Origin of the sequence: Methanocella sp. (genome assembly GCF_035506375.1) — an archaeon.
Lineage (GTDB): Archaea > Halobacteriota > Methanocellia > Methanocellales > Methanocellaceae > Methanocella.
In genome coordinates this window covers 41,642-61,804 of sequence record NZ_DATJPM010000095.1, presented here as the reverse complement: position 1 = coordinate 61,804, position 20,163 = coordinate 41,642, and the positions used below count along the sequence as shown (strand labels likewise).

Sequence of the window (20,163 nt, the reverse complement as noted above, 5' to 3'; positions counted from 1 at the left end):
CGGCCTGCTCGGCGAGAACATCCTGGGGACGCCTTTTAAGATTAACCTCGGGGAAGTGACCCTCATCGTGATCTCACTCATGATCCTGGAACTCTATGCGTTCTATAAGATGGGCTGGCTGCGATAGACGACCGTTAGGATTGTTAATTATTTACTCTAGGTGTGGCTACAGCTCGTGCCCCATAACAAAATATATAACATCTCCAACATTTCAGGCACTTACTCATAATATGGAGTGGCAACATGAGAACAATCGGTCTGATCGGCGGCATGAGCTGGGAATCGTCCATCGAGTACTATCGCATCATAAATGAGGCGGTCCGGGAGAAGTTGGGCGGGCTGCATTCGGCGCCGCTCGTCATGCACTCGGTAGAGTTCGAGGAGATCCGGGCGCTACAGGACGGCGGAGATTGGGCGGAGCTGACGGACATCATGACCGATGCGGCAAGGGGCCTGAAATGGGCCGGGGCGGACTTTATCCTCATATGCACGAACACCATGCACATCATGGCGGACGACGTGCAGAGGCGGGCGGGCATCGAGGTGCTCCACATCGCCGACGCCACCGGCGAAGGGATCAAAAGCGCCGGCCTTAAAAAGGTCGGGCTCCTGGGCACGAAGTTCACCATGGAGAAGGACTTCTATACGGGGCGGCTCAGGGACAAGTTCGGCATCGAGGCCATCGTCCCCGAAGAGGCCGAACGGCAGGAAGTCCACGATATCATTTTTAAGGAATTATGCGCCGGTATCATCAGTCCCGAGTCTAAAGGCCGATTAATGAAGATCATGGCCGGCTTGACCTCCCGGGGGGCACAGGGCATCGTTCTGGGCTGCACGGAGATACCGCTCATCATCGGGCAGGGCGACGCGGACGTGCCCGTATTCGACACGACCCGCATCCACGCCCTGGCTGCCGTAAGAAAAGCGATGGCTTGAACCAAAGTTTCTTATTCTCGCCGCGATTATTATATATTAGGTGGGTATGTTGGACCTGATCACGATCATCGTTTTATTAGTAATACTCGCCATAGTCGTCTTACTCGTGCTATGGCTCGTATTGATCTATAACCGCTTCATGAGCCTCCGGAACGGGGCAGAGGCCCAGCTGGGGCAGGTCAAGGTGGCCATGAAAAAGCGACTCGACATGATCGAGCAGCTTTTAGGTGCCGTGAAGAGCTACGCGAAGTTCGAGAAGGAGACGCTGGAGAAGATCACCGGCCTCCGGGCGAGCGTAGCGAAGGGCGGGCCGGCCGAGATCAACAACGCCGAAAAGGAGTCGCGCTCGCTGGTCGGGAGCCTGTTCGCCGTCGCGGAGGCCTACCCGGACCTGAAGACCTCGCAGACGGTCACCAGCCTCCAGACGTCCATCAACGAGATTGAGGCCGAGATCGCCCGGCAGCGGTACACTTACAACAACGTCGCCCAGCAGTTCAACACCATGCTGGATACCATCCCGTCGAACATCGTGGGCGCCCTGTTCGGAATGCGCCGGATGGAGTACCTCGAGTTCGAAGAGGACATCAAGAAGGCGCCGAAGATCGAGTTCTAAGGCGGGGGTCCGATGGCCAATTCGCCCCTCGATATCCTGTCCGGATTAGGGTTCATGATCGTATGGGCCCTTCTTTTCTTTTCCCCCATATGGATACTCCTGGCCCGTTTTATAAAAAAGAAGATGGGCGATACGGGCATCTACATCCGTCCGGTGCACGAGGGCGGGCAGATCCTTTCGCTCGTGGCCATCACCCTCATCCTCGGGGCGCTATCCGTTCTGGCGGTCACCACGTTCTCGACCACCATGGTCGGCGGGGACCTGGTCTGGGATTCGTACAACGTCACGCTCTACGACAACGGCACCATGGTCGAGCAGATCGCCACCGACGTGACGTCGAGCGATTACCGGATGCTGTACCGGTACTGGGACGACCCCGTGTACGCGCAGGGCGACGTGTCCGGCGCCCTGTACCCGTGCCTCGAGCTCACGTCCCGAAAGGTGCCGGCCGGCGCCATCGGATATCTTGTCGATGCCAGGCACGTTGTCCATGTTGACGGCACGACGTCGAGTGAGAACTTATACTTTATTTCGGATAAGGCGAACAATAATGAGATAGGGGCTTATAAACCCTCCTACTTTAGCCCGGGCACTTATACGGTCACGTATACCTATATTCTACACCCGCCGATACAGTATGATGATACCAATGCTCACCTGAACCTCAAATTTTTAAGAGAGCACCCTGAAATACGGCACGTAAACATCGTCATCTACTCGAAGTACCTGGACTCGGTCTATCCGCACTCCGATACGCTGACCGCCGTGAAGGCGGGCGATCACTATGTCATCTCCGGCTCCTCGCCCCAGAACGAGCTGCTCGAGGTCGAAATGCTATACGATAAGGGCCTGACGGGCGAAATGCCGGGCGATCTCATTCCCACGACAAAGGTGAAGGGCCAGACGGAGCAGGCCAACGCCGCGTACTCGCTGACTGTCACGCTGTTCCAGTGGCTGGAATATGCCGCCATCGCCCTCGTCGTGCTGATGCCGTTCGCGCTGCTGGCGGTCTACCTGCTCTTCGGCCGGGAGAAGCAGTTCACAGTGCCCGAATACCTGAGCTTTATCCCCAACGAGAAAATGAAGCCCTGGCAGGTGAACCTGCTCTTCAAGAAGCGGGCCACCGATTTCGACCAGGACGGGCTGTACGCCACGATGGTCGACCTGTACCAGCGGAAAAAGATCGATATCCAGGAAAAGCCGGCCGGCAAGGGGCAGATCATAACCGTGCTCGACCGTACGTCGAACGACCCCTACGATGAGAAGGTCCTGCACTTCCTGGCGGAGGTCGGCAACGGCGGCCCCCTGGACACGGAAGAGCTGCAAAAGCTGTCCAAGCAGGCGAGGACGAATACGGTGATCGCCTCGGAGATGAGGCGGTTTTACCAGTCCTACGTCGGCGTCACCGGCTATACGGATAAGGCCCTCATCGACGAATACACGCACAGCGGCCGCAAGAAGCTGCTGCCGCTGCTGGTGCCGGGCTTTTTGGGGCTGGCCATCGCCTTAGGCGGGGGCATGCTGCTCCGGGGCGACCAGGCCTGGGGCATGCCGCTGGTCATGGCCATCGTACTGTTCGTCGTCTCGATCGTGCAGGTAATTATTGCGGCCGCCTATCCCTCGACGCTCTTCGGCTACTGGAAGGGCGACCACTACGAGGAGAAGCTGCAGTGGGACGCGTTCGCGCACTTCCTCTCCGACATGGCCATGCTCCGGAAGTACGCCCCGCAGGACGTCTCCATGTGGGGCAAGTGGCTGGCATACGGCACGGCCTTAGGCGTGGGTAAAAACGTGGAAAAGGCGCTGGAGGAGCTGCACATCGACGTGCAGGAAGCCCGCGTGCCCCCGCACATGGGCATGGCCTTCGCCGCCATGAGCACGTCGCTCTACGCGGGCGGCGTCAGCAGCAGCCACGGCGGTGGCGGCGGGTTCGGCGGTGGCGGCGGGTTCGGCGGTGGCGGCGGCGGGGGCCGGTGAAACCCCCCATAACCTTTTATAGAGAAGCGGATACATAGAGGCCATCATGGATAATCTCACGCAGCGGCGCGTCATCGCCATCGTCGGCGTCGTCATCGCCTTCGTCGGCCTTTGTGCCTTCCTCTGGGGCATGCTGAAGAATGACTCTATCTTTCAATTGATAGGCTTCTTCTCGATAATTATCGCCTACGTGCTCATGCTGGTCGTTAAGAAAATACGGGAAAAGGGTCAGGCCGAGAAGGCTAAGGAATCAAAAGTCGAATAATGTGCGCTGACTTTTCGGCTCCGCAGGGGCTTCTTCTTTTTTAGGCTCTTCGGGCATTGGCTCGATGATGACAGGAGCTTTTTCTACATCGCCGCCGTCCCTTGCGGTCTTGCGCTTCCGCTTCGGCTTCGGCGCTTCCTCGACCACCGGCTCGATTTTGGCGCTTTCTTTCGGGGCGAACCTGGCGAAAGCGTCGATCTCTTGCTCGACCTCCTTCTCGATGAGGTCCCTGGACTTCTCATAGATCTTTTCGACCTTTTTCGAGGACTTTTCCGCCTCCATGAGAAAGGCGATATCGTCCTCCTCGAGCCTGAGCCTGGCCGTGATGCCGACGGCATAATCCTCGTCCTGGAACAGGATGCGCAGGAGCGGTATATAGACGGCACGGGCCTCTCTTCTGGACGCGTGGCAGTAGCCGCCGATCTTCCCGGCGAGCGAGTCCCGGACGGCCCGGCTGCCCCTGGCCCGGCCCAGCTTCTGCCAGTAGGTCGGTGCGCTATAGCGGGTGTAGCCGCCATAGCGATGCTTCCGGGCCCTGTTCACGCCAGCCACCATCATGAAGGAGGCGTAGCGCCACATGCCGTAGTCCATGCGCCGCCTCACCCGTCCCAGGAACATGTCGGCCTTCGATAGCACGTCAAAGCCCCTCTCCAGGTCGTCATCCCGGTACTCCCGGGGCAGGTTCTCGTCCACCCATCCCACCAGGTCCTCGGGGCTCTCGTCCAGTTCCATGACCGCCCGGCGGGCCCTCTCCGGGTCGTCGCCCCGGAATATCAGCCCCATGACCTTGAATATGGACTCGGGCACGTCCCGCTCGCCCGTCGTAACGTCGGCGAGCGTCACCTCATCCTGGCCCATGGCCGCGGCCTGGAGGTCGTTGATGGCAGACCGCATGTCGTTCGTCCTCTCCGCGATCTTCATGAGGGCGTCCGGCTGGCACCTGATGTTCTCGGCCATGCAGACCTTTTTGAGTACTCTGGCGATTGAAGAGCTCAATAAAGCCCGGAACTGTATGGGCTCTGCCGCATCCCGCAGCGGCTTCGATAGGGCATAAAAGTCGTTCGCGATGAGGACTATCGGCTGGTTCGTGTTCTTTATGACGTTGATGATGGCCGCCTCGCCGCCCCGGTCGTAATTGCCGTGCAGGTTATCGGCCTCGTCCAGAATAAGCAGGCGCCTCTCGTTCGTGCCGCCGAAAGTGCCCGTCTTCGATGCCGAGCCGGCGACTTTATTTATCGCATCCTTTGTCCGCTGGTCCGAGGCGTTCATCTCGATGTAGTCCCAGCCCATGTCGTGGGCCAGCGCTAACGCGGCCGACGTCTTGCCGATGCCCGGGCCCCCGTAGAGGATGGCGGCCTTCTTTCCAGAGTCGAATGACTCTGCCCACTTCTTTAGGGCTTTCACGGCGGCGTCGTTGCCTACAACATCCGAAAGGGATACCGGCCTGTATTTCTCGGCCCAGTCCAGGCGGGACTCTTCGCTCATCGAATCTTAAATAGCCGTGCGACTAGATTAATTCTTTGCGCGTATCAAAAGGAGAATCGTGCAGTGGTCGATATCTTTAAAAAGCATGGGGGATAATAGGCAGACAATAGGCATATTACATGGAGAGACTTGCTGAATGAACCTCGAGAGCCTTGCAGGATCGTTGCGCGATTATCTGGGAACTACCCGCAAGCATACCATCAAAAACATCGTGGGCATATTCGACGAGAAGGGGACCAATCCCTCCTTCGGCGAGGACGCCGCCATCATCGATAACGGCGAGTACGCGCTGCTACTGGCGGCCGACGGCATCTGGGATAAGCTCATGCAGGCCGACCCCGAGTGGTCAGGCTACTGCTCCGTGCTCGTAAACGTCCACGACATCGCCGCCATGGGCGGCAGGCCTCTCGGCATGGTGGACGTATTTTCCTCCAACTCCGAGGAGATAACGCAAAAGGTACTGAAAGGCATGAAGGCCGGTATCGACAAGTTCGGCGTGCCCATCGTGGGCGGCCACGTGCACCCGGATACGCCCTATTCGGCGCTGGACGTAGCGATCTTAGGCATAGTGAAGAAGGACTGCATCATCTACAGCAGCACCGCCAGGCCGGGCGACGACGTAGTGCTGGCCATGGACATGGACGGGCGGGTCTACCCGACGTGTGACCTCAACTGGGACACCACGTACCTGAAGGACGCGTCCACCGTCCGGCTGCAGGTCGGCTCCATGGTGGAGCTGGGCGAAAAGAAGCTGCTCACGGCCGGCAAGGACGTCAGCAATCCGGGCATCATCGGCACGCTGGGCATGCTCCTCGAAGTCTCGGGCGTCGGCGCGGACGTGGACATGAGCGCCCTCCCGAAGCCGGCGGGCCTCGCCTGGGAGCACTGGCTCAAGATGTACCCAGGCATGGGCTTCATCGTGACCTGTAAGCCGGAGAATACGCAGCGGGTCCTCGCTACTTATAAGAAGCACAAGCTTAATGCCACGAAGATCGGCAAGATAGTCTCCGACCGCCGCCTCGATATTGTGGAAGGCGGCGAGCGGGCCACGGTGTTCGACTTCACGAAGCACGAGATCACCGGGCTCGGGCCTGCAAGGGGCCGGTGGTGCGTTAACGGCCGCTGAGTTTTTCTGTTATTTAAGAGGTATTTTCACATGGCAAAGAAAGTCGCAGTCATCAAGGGGGACGGCGTCGGCCCCGAACTGACGGATCTGATGATCAAGACGGTGAAGGCCGCCGGCTCCAAAGTCGGCTTCGTCGAGTGCGAGGCCGGTGCCGGCTGGTGGGAGAAGCACGGCGGCAGCAGCCTCATTCCCGAGGAGACCTGGAAAGCCCTCTCTGAGACGGACGCCTGCTTCAAGGGCCCCACGACCACGCCTGGGGGCGCCGGCTCGCCTAAGAGCGTCGCAGTATCCATCCGACAAAAATTCGACCTGTACGCGAACGTCCGCCCCATCAAGTCCTACGCCGGTACGGCAGCCCCGCTTGGCGAAGTCGACTTCGTTTGCGTGCGGGAGGGCACCGAGGGCCTCTACGTGGGCGAGGAAGTCCAGATCACCGACGATGTTTTTATCGCAATCAGAAAAATTACCCGCCCCTCCTGCCGGCGTATTGCAAAGTATGCGTTCGAGGAGGCTAAGCGCAGGAAGTGGTGGTCAGTGGTCGCCATCCACAAGAGCAACATCCTGAAGAAGACCGACGGCGCCTTCCTGGAAGAGTGCGAGAAGGTCAAGGCCGAGTACAGGGGCATCGAGCTCGAGGAGTACCACGTGGACAACGTGGCCCAGCAGCTCATCAAGAACCCTCAAAATTATAACCAGAAAGTCCTGCTTTCGACCAACCTGTTCATGGACATCCTGAGCGAGGAGTGCTCTTCGCTCGTGGGCAGCATCGGCTTAATTTATAGTGCGAACATCGGCGACAGGTACGCCATGTTCGAGCCGGCACACGGCAGCGCACCCAAGTATGCGGGCCTGGACAAGGTCAACCCGGTGGCGACCGTGCTCGCGGGCGCCTGGATGATCGATTACCTGGGCGAGAAGACGCAGTCGCAGGCCATCTTCAAGGCGGCCGAAAAGGTCATCGCCGAGAAGAAGCACGTCACCTACGACATGGGCGGCAAGGCGAAGTCCAGCCAGATGGTCAACACAATCATCCGGCACCTATAGTCGGGCCCGGTCTCCTTTCCATTTTTGCCGTCGATGAAATAAATTTAAAAAGAAAAGGCTTTTATAGGATAATTAACTACTGGTTTTATTTAGTAACCATTGGTTATAATTAATAACCATAGGTTAAAATCATAACTATCGGTTTCAAAGGTCCATCATGTCCATCGCAGATCTAAAAGAGCTGGAAAAAGAACGGCGCCGGGATTATATTGTCGACGCCGCCGAAAAACTGTTCTTCGCAAAAGGCTATGACGGCGTGTCCATGAGCGACATCGCTGATGCGCTGAAGATCAACAAGGCGACCCTGTACATCTACTTTAAGAACAAGGACTCGCTCTACTTTGCCGTGCTGCGGCGCGGGCTCCTCATCATGAGGGACGAGCTCCTCGCCCCACAGAAGAAAAGCCGGAAGGGTAAGGGCCGGCTTCTCCGGATGTGCGAGGCGTTTTTCCGTTATTGCAGGGAACATCCGGAGCACTACCGCGAGCTCTGCTATGCGCGAACCCATCGCTTCGATATGAGCCAGGTGGACAGCGCGATGGAGCAGGCCACTATCGCCAGGGAGATCATCGGCGGCCTCAACTCGGCCATCGTGCAGGGACTGGAAGACGGGACGATAACCGGTGGTGTCGACCCGCTGGAAACCGCCATATTCGTCATGTCAACGTGCGAGAACATCGCCAGTCCCGGGCCGGTAATGGAATGGGCTTTGAGCGAAGGAATGAAAACGCATGATGAATATATGGCCCACTCCATGGCCCTGCTCGCCCGCGCCATCGCCGCCCGGCCTAAGGAGATGAAATAATGCGCGTGCTAGCAGTCATGGGCAGCCCCCGGAAGCTGGGCAATACTTATAAAGCCACGAAACTGGTCGAAGAGCAGATGCATTTGATGGGAGACGTGGAGTTCGAGTACGTGTTCCTCAAGGACCTGAACCTGGGAATGTGCCGGGGGTGCCGCCTGTGCATGGATAAGGGCGAGCAGCTCTGCCCTCTGAAGGATGACCGCGCCCTGCTCGAGCAGAAGATGCTGGCCGCCGACGGCGTCATCTTCGCATCGCCAACATACGTGGGCAACGTGTCGGGACTCATGAAGAACTTCATCGACCGGCTCTGCTATGCCTGCCATCGGCCCCGCTTTTTCAGGAACGCCCTGCTCCTTACGACGTCGGGCGGCGGAGGCGGGGGCTTCATGCTCCTGGCCTTCGGCATTGCCATCGAATCTGTAGGTTTCAAGGTTGTCCATAAAGCGGGGGTTGTCATGCACGAGCGCCCGGACTGGGGCACGCCACTTGAGCGGGAGAAGCTCGAAGCTGAAAAGCTAAAAAAGACCGGCGAAGCCGCGAGAAATTTTTATCTGGCTCTGAAGGCCGGAGAGCCAAAGCCAGGGGTCGCGGACATGGCCCGGTTCTCGCTGACAAGGAAGGCCCACCTGAGAGACGAGCCCGGCTCTCCCGACTATCGCTACTGGAAGGAGCACGGGTGGTACGAAAATGACGTCTTTTTTTACTATGGCCCGAAGCCAGGCATTATAAAAAAGGGCCTGATTGGGGTCACTGCGGCAGTATTCAGCCTGGCTGCCCGGTAACGCCTATCCTCATCTCACGGCCGGCAGCAGGACCACGAACCGGCTTCCCTTTCTGCGGTCGCCGGGGATACGGTCTTCTACCCATACCAGGCCATGGAAATCTTCCACAAGGGCTCTGACCAGGTATAGCCCCATGCCGCTGCCCTTTGCCTGTGGACCTCCCTGGAGCTGGCGATTAAAGATGAGCGTTTTTATCTCATCCGGGATGCCGGGACCATTATCCTCGACCACAATCCGGTAGTATTTTTCTGACTTCAGGCTCCACGTATCAAGCCCGATATCGACTACCGGAATGTCGTTCGAGTGCTTTATGGCGTTGCCGACGAGGTTCGAGAACAGGTCGAACAGTAATTCATTCGCCATTACTGTGGCCCCTTCGACCGGCTTATAGTTGATCTTCACGCCATGCCGGTTCGCATAGAGGCGGCAGACGTCTGCCAGTATCCTGCCTGCGTCCATTTCTTTCTGGCAGAGCTCGCCGGACCGGACCTTCTGGAGCTTCCGGACGTTATCGATGAGCCTGGAGCTATTCTCGAAAGCCATCAGGGATTTGGACATCATGCTTCGGCTGTTCTCGTCCAGGCTCGGAGAATTCAGCGCCAGCTCTAAAAATCCCATCCCGATCTGGTTCAGGTTGTTGATATCGTGGCCCATCAGATCCAGGTACAGCTCGACCTGCGTCTTCGAATCGCACAGCGCTTTTTCGGCGTTCACGTCCTCTGTGACGTTCCTGCTATGCTCTATGGTGCCCAGGACATTCCCATCGATGTCGATAATGGGGAATGCGGTGATACGGACCCACGCCTTCCTTTCCGTACCCTCAAACAGGAGCATGACCACGCTGTGTATGGCCTTATCTTTCATTGCCATAAGGCTCGGGCACTGCTCGCAGGGCTCGTCCCGGCCCGCGAACACCTGATGGCATAGCTTACCTGTTATGGGTATAGAGTCCTTGTAGATCAGATTGAGGACCCGGTTTATCTGGACGATCTTCAGGTCTTTATCGATGATATCGATGCCTTCCCGAAAATTATCGAAGATATTGACCAGGAACCGCCGGCTCTCCCAGAGGTTATTCTCATATAGAATGAGCTTCTCCAGGTCACCGGTCGCGGTGGGATATTTCTCCCGGAGCGAGTCCAGCGTCCTAAAAAAATCTTCTCTCCCTTTTTCTCTATTCCCGTCGTCGGACAAAGCAGGATGAATGCTCATTAGACCCTACCTTAATCCACCAAGTTTAATTTATTATATGATAAATATTCCTGATACGATGAGTCAGAGATAGTGGTAAAAAAGTAAAAAAGTAGTCAGTGAGCCCTTGCTCTTACGTGTTCCATCATTCTCTTTTTGGCCGCTTTTAGCGCGTCGATGGCGGGCATGGTCTTGCCGCTTAAGAAGTCGATGGCCGCGCCGCCGCCCGTGGAGACATGGGTGATCTTGTCCTCGATGCCCATCTCTTCGACCGCCGCGGAGCTGTGGCCTCCGCCGACAATAGAGAACTTCGCCTTCGTGGCCGCCATCAGTATATCACGGGTGCCGGTGCCGAACTCGGGGTTCTCGAAAACGCCCGCGGGGCCGTTCAATATGACCTTATCCGAGTGCCGGATGATGTCGGAGAAGTTCGCGATGGTCTCGTGGCCGATGTCCATGATCGGGTAATCGGTCGGCAGCTGCTTAACGTTGATCTCGACCCGCTTGCCGTCCTTGTTGATGGCCACGTCGCTGGGCAGCAGGACCTTGCCGTCGAATTTCTGCAGGATCTCCTTCGCCCTCGGTATTTCGCCGCTGAGCTCGTTCTTTTCCAGGAAATCGTAGCTGGGCTTGCCGATGTTGACGCCGCTCGCGGCCAGGAATACGTTCGCCACGACGCCCGTCGCCAGCACCTTGCTGGCGATGCCCTTCTCAAGCACATTCATGGTGACGCTGATGCTGTCGTCCACCTTGGCGCCGCCCAGGACATAGTTGACTTCCCCGCCTCCACGGAGGGCCTCAGTCAGCGAGTCGATCTCCTTTTGCATGAGCTTGCCCGCGCCCGACGGGAGCAGGGGCGTAAAGCCCACGAGCGAGTCCTGGGAGCGGTGGGAGGCGCCGAACGCGTCGTTGAGGAACACCTGGGCCAGCGGGGCGAGCTTCTTGATCATAATTGTTTTAGCGGCCACCTCGGGATTCAGCTCGAGCACTTCCTCGGAGTAAAAGCGCACGTTCTCGAGCATGACGATGTCGCCGGCTTCGGCCTCGACGATGGCCTCCCTGGCGTGGGAGCCGAAAATATCGTCCACGTAGTGGACATCCTGCTTCACGTAGCGCTGCAGGTGCTTCGCGTGCTGGTCCAGCGTGGTGAAATCCTTCTTGCCGGGCCGGCTCTGGTGTGCGATGAGGACGACCTTCGAGTCTTCGAGGCCCTTGATCGTGGGCACGCTTTCGCGGATCCGCTTGTCGTCGAGTATCTTACCGTCGGGCCCTATGGGCGAGTTGAATTCCGCTCGTAAGATCACGGTCTTTCCATCCAGGTCAAAGTCATCCATCGTACAATAATCGCGTTCCATACGCTTTACATCCCATGCATATTTAGTCGATATTGTTATATGATTTTCTCCGGCTTTTTCACGCCGCGGAGGCTATCGATAGCTATGTAAACGGTCGAATACCCTATATTGCGGCATAAAAACATAAAGGCTCCGGCAAACTTTATTATAAAGCGGGCCATAAGCCGCTTTATTATGGCACCCTGGAAGTATGCGGCGGTACTAACCTTATTCCTGGCCATGCTCTTTTTCGCGTACTTCTGGCCATTCCAGATACATCTTGACGACGTGCGGGCGCACCTGCCGAAGTCCCTGGATAACTGGGTACAGAGCGTCCTGGACCGGCTGCCGCCGGATAAGAACAAGAACATGATGCTCCCGCTTCCGGAAGTTAAGTACGACTGCGATTTTTACTATGATCCCGTCGTGGGGCCGGGCGAATTCAACTCCACGAGGTGGATACTGAATAATACGGCGGAGAGCGATAAGTTCGTGGCCGATATCTTCGGCGCCGAGCTCATCATGGGCATGACATGCCGGGTCTCGACCGAGGGCGGCGACTGGGCCAACGCTCCCGACCCCATCAGCATGATGACCCACACGAACGACATCTACAAGACGGATGACGCCCGCTATGCGCGCGACCTGGCGAAGCTGGAGAAGGCCGACTACGTGTTCGTGCCTTACCGCGGCCTGTACACCGGCTGGTGGCTACCGAAGGAAGACGTGAACTATACGAAATTCCAGGATACGCTCTACTTCGAGCCGGTGTTCGTGGAAGATAACGTGACGATCTATAAAGTGCTTTGATGATCTTAAGCCCACTGAGTGTACAGAGGCACTATTTTCACCACAAACTTTGATGAATTGCTGGTTCAGGCATAAATTATGAAAATAAGCTGTTTTTAGGTGCTTGTTTCACGTGTCTGACGTATGCCGGTAATTTACATTTTCATACGAATGGCCAGTGGTTCCGTGTTTGTTATGTTATCGTTTGTCCTTTGTTTGTGTCGCTCGCTGATTTGTCCGGTTTTTCAACACGAAAACACGAAAGACTTTTTAGTCCCACGTAAGGGGCACGAACCACACTAAAGTGGATGCTTTCACGTCAAAACACTAAACAACCTCCCAAAGGCACGGGCCTCGCTAAATTAATAGAAACACTAGAAAAAGCATATAAAATAAAGCATAAGGGTCATGCCGTTCTCGTGTTTCAATCATTTAGCGCTTTAGTGCCATTGGAGAGGTTGTTTCGTGTTTTAAACACAAGGCATGGACCTTAGTGATTTTAGTGCCCTTACGTGGGATATAAAAGAATTCGTGTTTTCGTGTTGAAAAACCGACGGGCAGTACTAAAGTGGAAAATAGGGCAAAGGACTACTAAACAAGCACGGAACCACTGGCCATTGTGGTGAGAATAGTGCCTCTGTCAGCTTTGTATAAAAAAACAAATCCATAGGGAAGCCAGGTCTCCCAGCTTCCCTATATTAACCTAGAACCCGATTCCAATTTTCAGGAACAGCAGCGTCATCACGCACGTGATGGCCGTCAGCGCGATGGCCACCCACATGTTGGTCGCCATGGCCTTACTTTCCATCTCGCCGCTTTCTCCCAAAGTCGCACAGGCGTTGGTGATCTTTGCCGGCGTAATGGCACTGGCGATGCCGCCCGCGACGGCGAGCGAGCCGAAGGCCAGGGGGTACTTGGCGGCGCCGATGGTGTTGGTCACCGCCACGTTCTGGATCTTGGCGAACATGACGTTGGACGAGGTTTCACTGCCGCCTATTACCGCGCCGATAAAGCCCGGAATGGGGGCGACGAGCCCGTAGTAGGCGCCGAATAAGCCCGCCAGCGCCAGGCCGATGAGCGCGTCCATGTTCGCGTCGGGCGACTTCACGAGGTCGGGCAGGACGAGCTTCGCCGTATCCACGCCGTTGACCATACTGTGCGCTATGACGCCGCCCGAGAAGTACATCAGGTAGGCGACGGAGAAGAACAGGCTGTACGTCAGGAAAGGCCCCCACAGGCGCCGAACCGTCATGTCCAGGGCCTTGACGACCTGGCCTCCCTTCGCGTCGAGCGTGAAGATGCCGATGATGGCGGCGACGAAGATCCAGGTATATGCCTGGCTCAGGAAGTTCAGGTCGATGGACTGGTTTGCGAAGAAAGTCCAGACCTCCAGGCTCCCAGGCAGGGCATTCAGGTAGGCCGCTATCTGGGGCACTCCCACGATACTGACTAAATAGATCAGGATGAGCCAGGGCGACAGGGACTTCAGCAGGCTCGTGATAGGCACGCTCTTCGTGCCCATACCGCCATCGGTCGCAATCTTCGCCGGCTTCGGGGCCGTAAGGGCCCGGTATATCCGGACGGCGAGGACTGCGATGGCCAGCACGATCACCGGCGTCATCAACAGGAGCGTTAAAAGTCCCGGTGCCAGGCTGAACTTGATGCTATAGGACACGGCGAGCACCGCCAGGACGGCCAGGATGACGACCCAGAGCCCGGCGACCTTCGCGGCCGTCATGGGCAGCGTACTTCCGGCTTTACCCGCCTGGGCGGCCTTGAGGGTGTTATACGTGAACAGGGATGCCATCGACAGCGCACCGGCGATGACGCCCACGATGCTGATCGGCACCAGGTTCCAGTAGATGAGGGCGATGGCCGACAGCGAGATGACAAGGCCGGACAGCAGGGCGGGGAGCCATGACCTCTTGACGGCCTCCATCTTGCCGACCACGTAGAGGATGGCGAACGCGAAGCCTACGCTGATGACGGGCAGGAAGATGGCGATGTTCATGGCAAAGGACTGCACCGTGATGGGGATTCCCATGCTGTTGGCCGCGCCCACGGGCGCCGTGATAGGCAGAGAAAGTAACGCAAACGAGCAGAGCGGGTCATAGCCCAAACACGCTATCGCGATGGCCGCCAGCGGCGAGAACCCCATGGCCACGAGCAGCGGCGGGAACAGCGTCGGCGCCACCAGGCCCAGGGCAGTGACGAACGATCCGAAGCCCATGCCCACGAACAGCGCCTTTTCCTCTTTCGTGCCGGCGATGTTATGGACTGCATCCGAGATGCGGCCCAGGGCTCCCGTTATTTGCATGAGGAAGACCATGAACATGGCGAAGACGACGGCGACGGATATGCCGAACGACTTCACGATGCCATAGAGCGTGCCGCCGACGATGATCGTTGGGTCGGTCTTGAAGTACGCCCAGCAGATGAGGGCGGTCAGCACCAGCCCCACGATCACCATAATAGCTCCCGATTTCTTAAGCCATACGATCCCCAGGAACACGACGATGAGGGGAAGTATTGAAAGTCCTAACCCTATGAGGTCCATATCTAACACCCTTTTTTAAACGATTAATAACCAAATAAATGGTCGGAATGTTTTTTATATAAAGATGTATAACGTGACTGTCTGTAGCACCATGAACCAGCCGTTCGATGAAAAAACGCTCTCGAAAATGAGCATGTTCGGGCTGACCGAGTACGAAGCGAGGGTCTATCTGACTTTGATCGTCAAGGGCGGGCTCGAAGCCAGCAAGGTCTCGAAGTACGCCGACATCCCGAGGCCGCACACCTACTCGGTGCTGAAGGCGCTGCAGATGCGCGGGCTCGTCACTGTCATACCGGAGGCAGTGAACCGCTACCGGGCTGTGCCTTTGGATGAGGGCATGGACCTGCTCATGGAGGAGCAGGAGAAGCAATTGTCGTATTTGCGTAATGCCCGCGAGGAGCTCCTGTCCGAGATTAAGCCCAAAGAGGCCATCCCCACAAATCACCAGTCAATCGTCTTATTGTATTATGGCCGGCAGAACGTCTACAAGCTCGTGGACGAGATGTTCTCCCGGTGCGAGCACACGTGCGACATCATGACCACCGCCAACGGCCTGGTACGCTTTTACAAGTATTTCAGCGACAGGGCCTCGGAATTCCGAAACAAGGACATCCGCGTCAGGTTCATCGCCCCGGTGACGCCGGAAGTCGAGGACTTCGCGTTCAAGCTCTCGCAGATAGTGGAGCTGCGGCACATCGACCGATTACCATATATCCGCGTCGTGCTTCTGGACGAGAGCGAAGTGCTGTTCGCCGAGTTCTTCGACGACGATTTTAAGGCGACGGGCAAGGAGACGGGCATCTGGATCAACCAGGCCGAGCTCACGAAGATGATGAAGACCATGTTCGAGAACACGTGGCAGAATACCGTGCCCTACGAGAAGAAGTCGGAATAGGACGGGTATTGGACTTATTTTTGGTAGGTATCGGTTTCCACCACAATGGCACAATGGTCACAAAGGCCCACAAAGTTCTTTTTTATAATTTAAGAGCACGAAGAACACAAAGCCCGGTTCATTGTGTAATAGGGCACAAAGGGAACAATGGCACAATGAATGAACAATTTAATATTTGATTAAATAATGGAAAGTTTTTATCCCTTCCTGCCTAACTGCCTATTATGTGTGAGGACCCCCACCCATCCAGCCCCGGCGCCCGTCAGCCTAAAAAACGTTCCTGCGACATGGACGCCGAATCCCACCTCATGGAAGGCAACGCTCTTTTATCGATGGGCCTTGTCGACGAAGCCATCGAGGAATACCGGGCCGCCCTGGAAAAGGACCCTGGCAATGCCGAGGCCCACTACAACCTGGGCCTGGTCTACCGTAAGACGAAGCGGCTAGACGATGCCATTCGCGAGTACCGGGAAGCGATCCGCCTCAACCCTGCGAACATGAATTACCACAATAATCTGGGCACGGCGCTCATCGTTAAGGGCGATAGGGCAGGAGCCATTAAAGAATATGATGAAGCCCTCCGAATCGAGCCGGATAATGCGACGTTGCACTTCAACCGGGGCTACGCGCTGTTCGAGATGGGCGAGTTGACAGAGGCTGAAAAGGAATATCAGACGGCGTTAAAGATAAACCCGGCCTTCGACCACGCAAGATTCTACCTGGGCCTGCTCAAGAAAAAATAAACGAGTAATTGCCCGGCTAAGTTAAAACAATTTATAGTAAGACTTAAACTGATTTATAGTATGACTTAAATCAATTTAAGTTATTTATTATTTATTAATATTATGAGGTGATTTTATTTATTGACCATGAGCCAGATTACCGATTTTTTAGGGTCAACGGCCGGAATACAAATCCTGGAGCTATTTATCCGTGATCCGGGCAGGGATATGTACCAGATCGAGGTTATAAACGAGATTAAAGAAACCGTAAATCCGAAATTATCATTCTTGACTGCTAAGAAGTGGCTATCATTTTATGTGAATTATGGCTTGCTGGTGGAACAAAAAAGGGGTAAGTTCATTCAATATATATTAAATAAAGACAGCCCGGTGGTAAGACAATTTAAAGTATTGCTCAATACGGCGAAGATCTTAGAATCTATCGAGGGCATATCGCTGAATGATGCCGAAATATATCTTTTTGGCTCCGCGGCGCGGGGCGAGGATGATAAGGATAGCGACATCGACCTTTTGATAATCGGCGAGGCGGACTCTGCGAAATTGGCAGAGATTAAAGACGCCGTAATGGAAAAACTGGGCCGGGAGGTAAACCTTGTATTTTATACGAGGGCCCAGTATTCGGACCTGTACCGGGATAATCGGATGTTTTATGAAAATATCGAGCGGGACAAGATTCGATTGCTTTAGAGAAACGGGTGTTATGGTGTTATGATGGATAAGGGATTCCCGAGGAATTTTCGAGACTGCAAGGATTTTGGAAAGGTCGTGCCTTTCCATACGGCGAGTGAGGCGATAAATAAGGAGATCGGCGAAGCCATGACGGACCTGGCGACGGTAAAAAAGAGCTTTAGCGATGGTAACTATAAGTGGGCGACCACCAGGCCTATTATTCGATGTTCCTCTCGGCGAGGGCGGCTTTATATTCAAAAGGCTACCGGGATAGAAAGCATAACGCCCACCTGTGCCTGTCTTACTTTCTCAAGCGTCTGGTCGAGCTGGGCATTTTAAACTCCGGATATGCGAACGATTTCATGGTGGCGATGGACTTCCGGGATAAGGCGAACTATGGCGCAATATATAGTAAGGAGTCAGCAGAAAAAGCCATTACTTTCGCCGATGAATTTATCGAGCAAATGAAGTCGGTCATAGAAAGAACAGATATAAAAATTTAAGGCTAAATCCCTGATAAAAAGACCTTTTTAAAAAAAGGGCTTTGATGATGCCCTGATCACGTCGGAATTATGATCGCGTCAACTCCCTGGATAATTCCGTTCCGGGCCTCTATATTGGGCTTCACGACTTTTGCCCAGCCGATGGTGACGGTGCCATCGCTACCCCTGGACACGGGCAGCCGCCGGCCGTCGAGCGTTCTCGCATAGCCCATGCTTACCAGCTGGTCAAGCGTATACTTGCTCGAGATCATGGCATTCCTGGTCAGGCCGTTCTGGATCGACCTGTCCGACATGACGCCGTTCTGGGCCGCCGCGGACAGCTTATTGAACGCGTCGTCCGTCGGCGCGATGACCGTGAACGGGCCGGCGACGATCAGCGACGTATCCCGATGCGTCGTATGGAATAGTGAAATCACCTTAGTGAACGAGCCGTCCTTCTGGAGCGTCTGTAAAAGGTTATTCGATGTCTGCGCCGTGGCGGGCACGGCCAGCAATAGCATGAGCGCTATCAGCCCTATCGCAAATAGTCTCTTCAAATCTATCATCCCCAACTCTAATCAAATACAAATAATGTGTGACCTAATAAGTTCCCGATAATAAGCCTGAAAATAGGGCCGTTTTCGGCACGCTTCGTGTGGGGGAAAATTATAGTCCCGACATTTTAGGCCCGACATATCAATTTCCGATTTTTAACGGCCTATAAGCTATTATATGCCAAATTATCTACACATAATCCTAACCTGGACATAGATATACGGTCTTATCACCTAAAAATCGCAGAATCCTGCCATAACGGAATAATATTGCCGGCGCCGTGCCGATTTCATACAAAAATCTTATAAACTATGAATTTTAATGTATGGGTGAATTTGCCATAGGTGACCTAGCAAATGATGCGAAAATACGACGAGATGCCCCGGATAAAACTGCCCAACGCCGATTCCATCAAGATCAGCGACACGACGATCCGGGATGGCTGCCAGATGCCCGGTATCGTGATGAAGAAGTCCCACAAGATCAAGATCTTCGAGTACCTGCACGAGATGGGCGTCGAAAAGCTGGAGACCTTCGTCTACAATGGCCGGGACAAGGACGCGGCGAAGGAGATGATCGACTATGGATACGAGTTCCCGGAGGTCACCGGCTGGGCAAGGGCAAACCCGGCGGACATCGACGAAGTCCTCAAAGTCGACGGCATCAAGGAAACGGGCATCCTGATGTCCATTTCGGACGCGCACATCTTCGATAAGATGGGGCTCAAGAGCCACGAGGAGGCCGAGAAGAAGTACCTGACTGCATTACAGTATGCGGTAGACCACGGCCTCAGGACCCGGTGCCACATCGAGGACATTTCCCGGGCCGACTATACTTTCGTTTATCCTTTCATCAAGAAGGCCATCGAGATCGACCCCGACACGATCATCCGTATCTGCGATACGCTGGGCTACGGCGTCCCCTTCCCCGAGGAACCCGAGCCTTACGGCATCCCGGCCATCGTCAAGAACCTGCAGGAGATCGGCGTGAAGCACATCGAGATGCACGTCCACGATGACTTCGGCATGGGCGTCGCGAACACGCTGGCCGGCCTCTGGTACGGCGCCGACTGGGCGAATTTGACATTTTTGGGCATCGGCGAGCGCGCCGGCAACGCCGAGCTCGAGAAGATCCTGGCGTTCTTGATCACGCGGGTCGACGGCTTCGAGAAATATAACTTACAGAAGGTCACCGAATTCGCCACGTTCATGGAAGAGGAGATCGGCCTCCGCGTGCCCAGGAACAAGGCCATCGTGGGCAAGAACATCTTCTCCCACGAGTCCGGCATCCATACGGCCGGCATCATCAAGAATCCCTTTACTTACGAGCCGTTCCCGCCCGACCTCGTCGGCGGCAAGCGGAGCCTCATGATCGGCGCCACGTCGGGCACCGAGGTCGTGCGGCTCAAGGCCGAAGAGGCGCTGGCCGAATTGCTCGGGATCAAGGTGCAGGTCGACAAGTCCGATCAGCGCATCAAGTGTATCCACAAGGAGATCCAGAAGATGTACGACGCCGAGGAGCGGCGGTCTTCGGTTTCCGACGAGGAGATGATGGACTTCGTCCGCAAGTACTTCCTGTACCAGGTCGACGGCATGGAGGACGAGGGCGACGAGCAGAGGAAGCCGAAAAAGGCCGTGAAGTACGAAGTGCTCAACCCAGAGCTTCTGCCCCTGGACGCATCTCCTATGGACACGTCGCTGAACATCACCGACAAGGTCGTCAGGAAGGCTGTCAAGGACGAAGCCGGCAAGAAAAAGTAAAACGTCTCTTTTTTCCCTTTTATAGATCGTGTTTTAATTATGTAGCACTCACCACGGCGGCACGGCGAACACGGCGGTTTATTAACCTCAAGGGGCCTCGCACCTGAGAGACCCCATTAAGGCTCAAAGATCACAAGAGGTATATGACAGATTAT

19 protein-coding genes are annotated in these 20,163 nt (G+C 55.6%); 14 read left to right on the top strand and 5 right to left on the bottom strand.

Annotated features, from left to right (window positions below; all coding sequences use genetic code 11):
• Window positions 1-243 precede the first annotated feature (243 nt).
• Genes VMC84_RS13095 through VMC84_RS13080 form a run of 4 tightly spaced genes read left to right on the top strand, consistent with a single transcriptional unit; the run spans window position 244 to window position 3,791 of the window.
• Window positions 244-936 carry an aspartate/glutamate racemase family protein gene (locus VMC84_RS13095; protein WP_325381362.1) on the top strand — a complete coding sequence of 231 codons (693 nt, stop codon included), beginning with the start codon at window positions 244-246 and terminating at the stop codon, window positions 934-936.
• 46 nt (window positions 937-982) lie between these two features.
• Window positions 983-1,549: a LemA family protein gene (locus tag VMC84_RS13090; RefSeq protein WP_325381361.1), complete on the top strand. Its 567-nt coding sequence runs from the start codon at window positions 983-985 to the stop codon at window positions 1,547-1,549.
• Window positions 1,550-1,561: 12 nt separating this feature from the next.
• The gene (locus VMC84_RS13085) at window positions 1,562-3,526 is read left to right on the top strand and encodes a DUF2207 domain-containing protein (protein WP_325381359.1); all 1,965 of its coding nucleotides are present in this window, start codon (window positions 1,562-1,564) and stop codon (window positions 3,524-3,526) included.
• 46 nt (window positions 3,527-3,572) lie between these two features.
• A complete protein-coding gene (locus VMC84_RS13080; RefSeq protein WP_325381357.1) occupies window positions 3,573-3,791 on the top strand; it encodes a hypothetical protein in 219 nt (72 codons plus the stop codon).
• Here the strand turns inward: VMC84_RS13080 and VMC84_RS13075 are convergent.
• Window positions 3,777-5,276 (bottom strand): replication factor C large subunit, encoded by a 1,500-nt coding sequence (locus VMC84_RS13075; protein ID WP_325381355.1) that lies wholly within the window; start codon window positions 5,274-5,276, stop codon window positions 3,777-3,779. The genes VMC84_RS13080 and VMC84_RS13075 overlap by 15 nt on opposite strands.
• Before the next feature lie 136 nt (window positions 5,277-5,412).
• On the opposite strand from VMC84_RS13075, the gene VMC84_RS13070 reads away from it, so the two are divergent.
• The 4 genes from VMC84_RS13070 to VMC84_RS13055 all read left to right on the top strand — a co-directional run bounded on the left by VMC84_RS13070 (window position 5,413) and on the right by VMC84_RS13055 (window position 9,033).
• Window positions 5,413-6,402: a methanogenesis marker 2 protein gene (locus tag VMC84_RS13070; protein ID WP_325381353.1), complete on the top strand. Its 990-nt coding sequence runs from the start codon at window positions 5,413-5,415 to the stop codon at window positions 6,400-6,402.
• A gap of 30 nt (window positions 6,403-6,432) precedes the next feature.
• A complete protein-coding gene (locus VMC84_RS13065) occupies window positions 6,433-7,446 on the top strand; it encodes an isocitrate/isopropylmalate dehydrogenase family protein (protein ID WP_325381352.1) in 1,014 nt (337 codons plus the stop codon).
• Between the two features lie 157 nt (window positions 7,447-7,603).
• A complete protein-coding gene (locus tag VMC84_RS13060; RefSeq protein ID WP_325381350.1) occupies window positions 7,604-8,251 on the top strand; it encodes a TetR/AcrR family transcriptional regulator in 648 nt (215 codons plus the stop codon).
• On the top strand, window positions 8,251-9,033 hold the full coding sequence (locus tag VMC84_RS13055) for a flavodoxin family protein (RefSeq protein WP_325381349.1): 783 nt from the start codon (window positions 8,251-8,253) through the stop codon (window positions 9,031-9,033). Before VMC84_RS13060 ends, VMC84_RS13055 begins: the two co-directional genes overlap by 1 nt.
• A 9-nt stretch (window positions 9,034-9,042) precedes the next feature.
• Here the strand turns inward: VMC84_RS13055 and VMC84_RS13050 are convergent, their stop codons facing one another.
• Both VMC84_RS13050 and VMC84_RS13045 read right to left on the bottom strand, forming a co-directional pair.
• Window positions 9,043-10,245: a PAS domain-containing sensor histidine kinase gene (locus VMC84_RS13050; RefSeq protein ID WP_325381347.1), complete on the bottom strand. Its 1,203-nt coding sequence runs from the start codon at window positions 10,243-10,245 to the stop codon at window positions 9,043-9,045.
• Between the two features lie 95 nt (window positions 10,246-10,340).
• Window positions 10,341-11,579 (bottom strand): phosphoglycerate kinase, encoded by a 1,239-nt coding sequence (locus VMC84_RS13045; protein WP_325381345.1) that lies wholly within the window; start codon window positions 11,577-11,579, stop codon window positions 10,341-10,343.
• Window positions 11,580-11,753: 174 nt separating this feature from the next.
• Here VMC84_RS13045 and VMC84_RS13040 point away from each other — a divergent pair, with 174 nt between their 5' ends.
• On the top strand, window positions 11,754-12,368 hold the full coding sequence (locus VMC84_RS13040; RefSeq protein ID WP_325381343.1) for a hypothetical protein: 615 nt from the start codon (window positions 11,754-11,756) through the stop codon (window positions 12,366-12,368).
• A gap of 682 nt (window positions 12,369-13,050) precedes the next feature.
• Here the strand turns inward: VMC84_RS13040 and VMC84_RS13035 are convergent.
• A complete protein-coding gene (locus tag VMC84_RS13035; RefSeq protein WP_325381341.1) occupies window positions 13,051-14,904 on the bottom strand; it encodes an L-lactate permease in 1,854 nt (617 codons plus the stop codon).
• Between the two features lie 64 nt (window positions 14,905-14,968).
• Between VMC84_RS13035 and VMC84_RS13030 the strand changes: the two genes are divergently transcribed.
• From VMC84_RS13030 to VMC84_RS13015, 4 genes are all read left to right on the top strand, one after another.
• The gene (locus VMC84_RS13030) at window positions 14,969-15,799 is read left to right on the top strand and encodes a TrmB family transcriptional regulator (protein ID WP_325381340.1); all 831 of its coding nucleotides are present in this window, start codon (window positions 14,969-14,971) and stop codon (window positions 15,797-15,799) included.
• A gap of 224 nt (window positions 15,800-16,023) precedes the next feature.
• The gene (locus VMC84_RS13025) at window positions 16,024-16,542 is read left to right on the top strand and encodes a tetratricopeptide repeat protein (protein ID WP_325381338.1); all 519 of its coding nucleotides are present in this window, start codon (window positions 16,024-16,026) and stop codon (window positions 16,540-16,542) included.
• Between the two features lie 126 nt (window positions 16,543-16,668).
• Window positions 16,669-17,229: a nucleotidyltransferase domain-containing protein gene (locus VMC84_RS13020; RefSeq protein ID WP_325381336.1), complete on the top strand. Its 561-nt coding sequence runs from the start codon at window positions 16,669-16,671 to the stop codon at window positions 17,227-17,229.
• A gap of 179 nt (window positions 17,230-17,408) precedes the next feature.
• Window positions 17,409-17,714 carry a HEPN domain-containing protein gene (locus tag VMC84_RS13015; RefSeq protein WP_325381334.1) on the top strand — a complete coding sequence of 102 codons (306 nt, stop codon included), beginning with the start codon at window positions 17,409-17,411 and terminating at the stop codon, window positions 17,712-17,714.
• Window positions 17,715-17,770: 56 nt separating this feature from the next.
• On the opposite strand, the gene VMC84_RS13010 is transcribed toward VMC84_RS13015, so the two are convergent.
• Window positions 17,771-18,250: a fasciclin domain-containing protein gene (locus VMC84_RS13010; RefSeq protein ID WP_325381332.1), complete on the bottom strand. Its 480-nt coding sequence runs from the start codon at window positions 18,248-18,250 to the stop codon at window positions 17,771-17,773.
• A gap of 354 nt (window positions 18,251-18,604) precedes the next feature.
• On the opposite strand from VMC84_RS13010, the gene VMC84_RS13005 reads away from it, so the two are divergent.
• Window positions 18,605-20,008 carry a homocitrate synthase/isopropylmalate synthase family protein gene (locus VMC84_RS13005; RefSeq protein WP_325381330.1) on the top strand — a complete coding sequence of 468 codons (1,404 nt, stop codon included), beginning with the start codon at window positions 18,605-18,607 and terminating at the stop codon, window positions 20,006-20,008.
• The last annotated feature ends 155 nt before the right edge of the window (window positions 20,009-20,163 follow it).

What these genes read in the sequence shown, in the direction of transcription:
- VMC84_RS13050 (WP_325381347.1), bottom strand. Translation starts at nt 10,245, where the DNA reads ATGAGCATTCATCCTGCTTTGTCCGACGACGGGAATAGAGAAAAAGGG.
- VMC84_RS13070 (WP_325381353.1), top strand. Translation starts at nt 5,413, where the DNA reads ATGAACCTCGAGAGCCTTGCAGGATCGTTGCGCGATTATCTGGGAACT.
- VMC84_RS13055 (WP_325381349.1), top strand. Translation starts at nt 8,251, where the DNA reads ATGCGCGTGCTAGCAGTCATGGGCAGCCCCCGGAAGCTGGGCAATACT.
- VMC84_RS13045 (WP_325381345.1), bottom strand. Translation starts at nt 11,579, where the DNA reads ATGGAACGCGATTATTGTACGATGGATGACTTTGACCTGGATGGAAAG.
- VMC84_RS13095 (WP_325381362.1), top strand. Translation starts at nt 244, where the DNA reads ATGAGAACAATCGGTCTGATCGGCGGCATGAGCTGGGAATCGTCCATC.
- VMC84_RS13040 (WP_325381343.1), top strand. Translation starts at nt 11,754, where the DNA reads ATGGCACCCTGGAAGTATGCGGCGGTACTAACCTTATTCCTGGCCATG.
- VMC84_RS13075 (WP_325381355.1), bottom strand. Translation starts at nt 5,276, where the DNA reads ATGAGCGAAGAGTCCCGCCTGGACTGGGCCGAGAAATACAGGCCGGTA.
- VMC84_RS13065 (WP_325381352.1), top strand. Translation starts at nt 6,433, where the DNA reads ATGGCAAAGAAAGTCGCAGTCATCAAGGGGGACGGCGTCGGCCCCGAA.
- VMC84_RS13080 (WP_325381357.1), top strand. Translation starts at nt 3,573, where the DNA reads ATGGATAATCTCACGCAGCGGCGCGTCATCGCCATCGTCGGCGTCGTC.
- VMC84_RS13020 (WP_325381336.1), top strand. Translation starts at nt 16,669, where the DNA reads ATGAGCCAGATTACCGATTTTTTAGGGTCAACGGCCGGAATACAAATC.
- VMC84_RS13090 (WP_325381361.1), top strand. Translation starts at nt 983, where the DNA reads ATGTTGGACCTGATCACGATCATCGTTTTATTAGTAATACTCGCCATA.
- VMC84_RS13085 (WP_325381359.1), top strand. Translation starts at nt 1,562, where the DNA reads ATGGCCAATTCGCCCCTCGATATCCTGTCCGGATTAGGGTTCATGATC.
- VMC84_RS13005 (WP_325381330.1), top strand. Translation starts at nt 18,605, where the DNA reads ATGATGCGAAAATACGACGAGATGCCCCGGATAAAACTGCCCAACGCC.
- VMC84_RS13035 (WP_325381341.1), bottom strand. Translation starts at nt 14,904, where the DNA reads ATGGACCTCATAGGGTTAGGACTTTCAATACTTCCCCTCATCGTCGTG.
- VMC84_RS13025 (WP_325381338.1), top strand. Translation starts at nt 16,024, where the DNA reads ATGTGTGAGGACCCCCACCCATCCAGCCCCGGCGCCCGTCAGCCTAAA.
- VMC84_RS13030 (WP_325381340.1), top strand. Translation starts at nt 14,969, where the DNA reads ATGTATAACGTGACTGTCTGTAGCACCATGAACCAGCCGTTCGATGAA.
- VMC84_RS13060 (WP_325381350.1), top strand. Translation starts at nt 7,604, where the DNA reads ATGTCCATCGCAGATCTAAAAGAGCTGGAAAAAGAACGGCGCCGGGAT.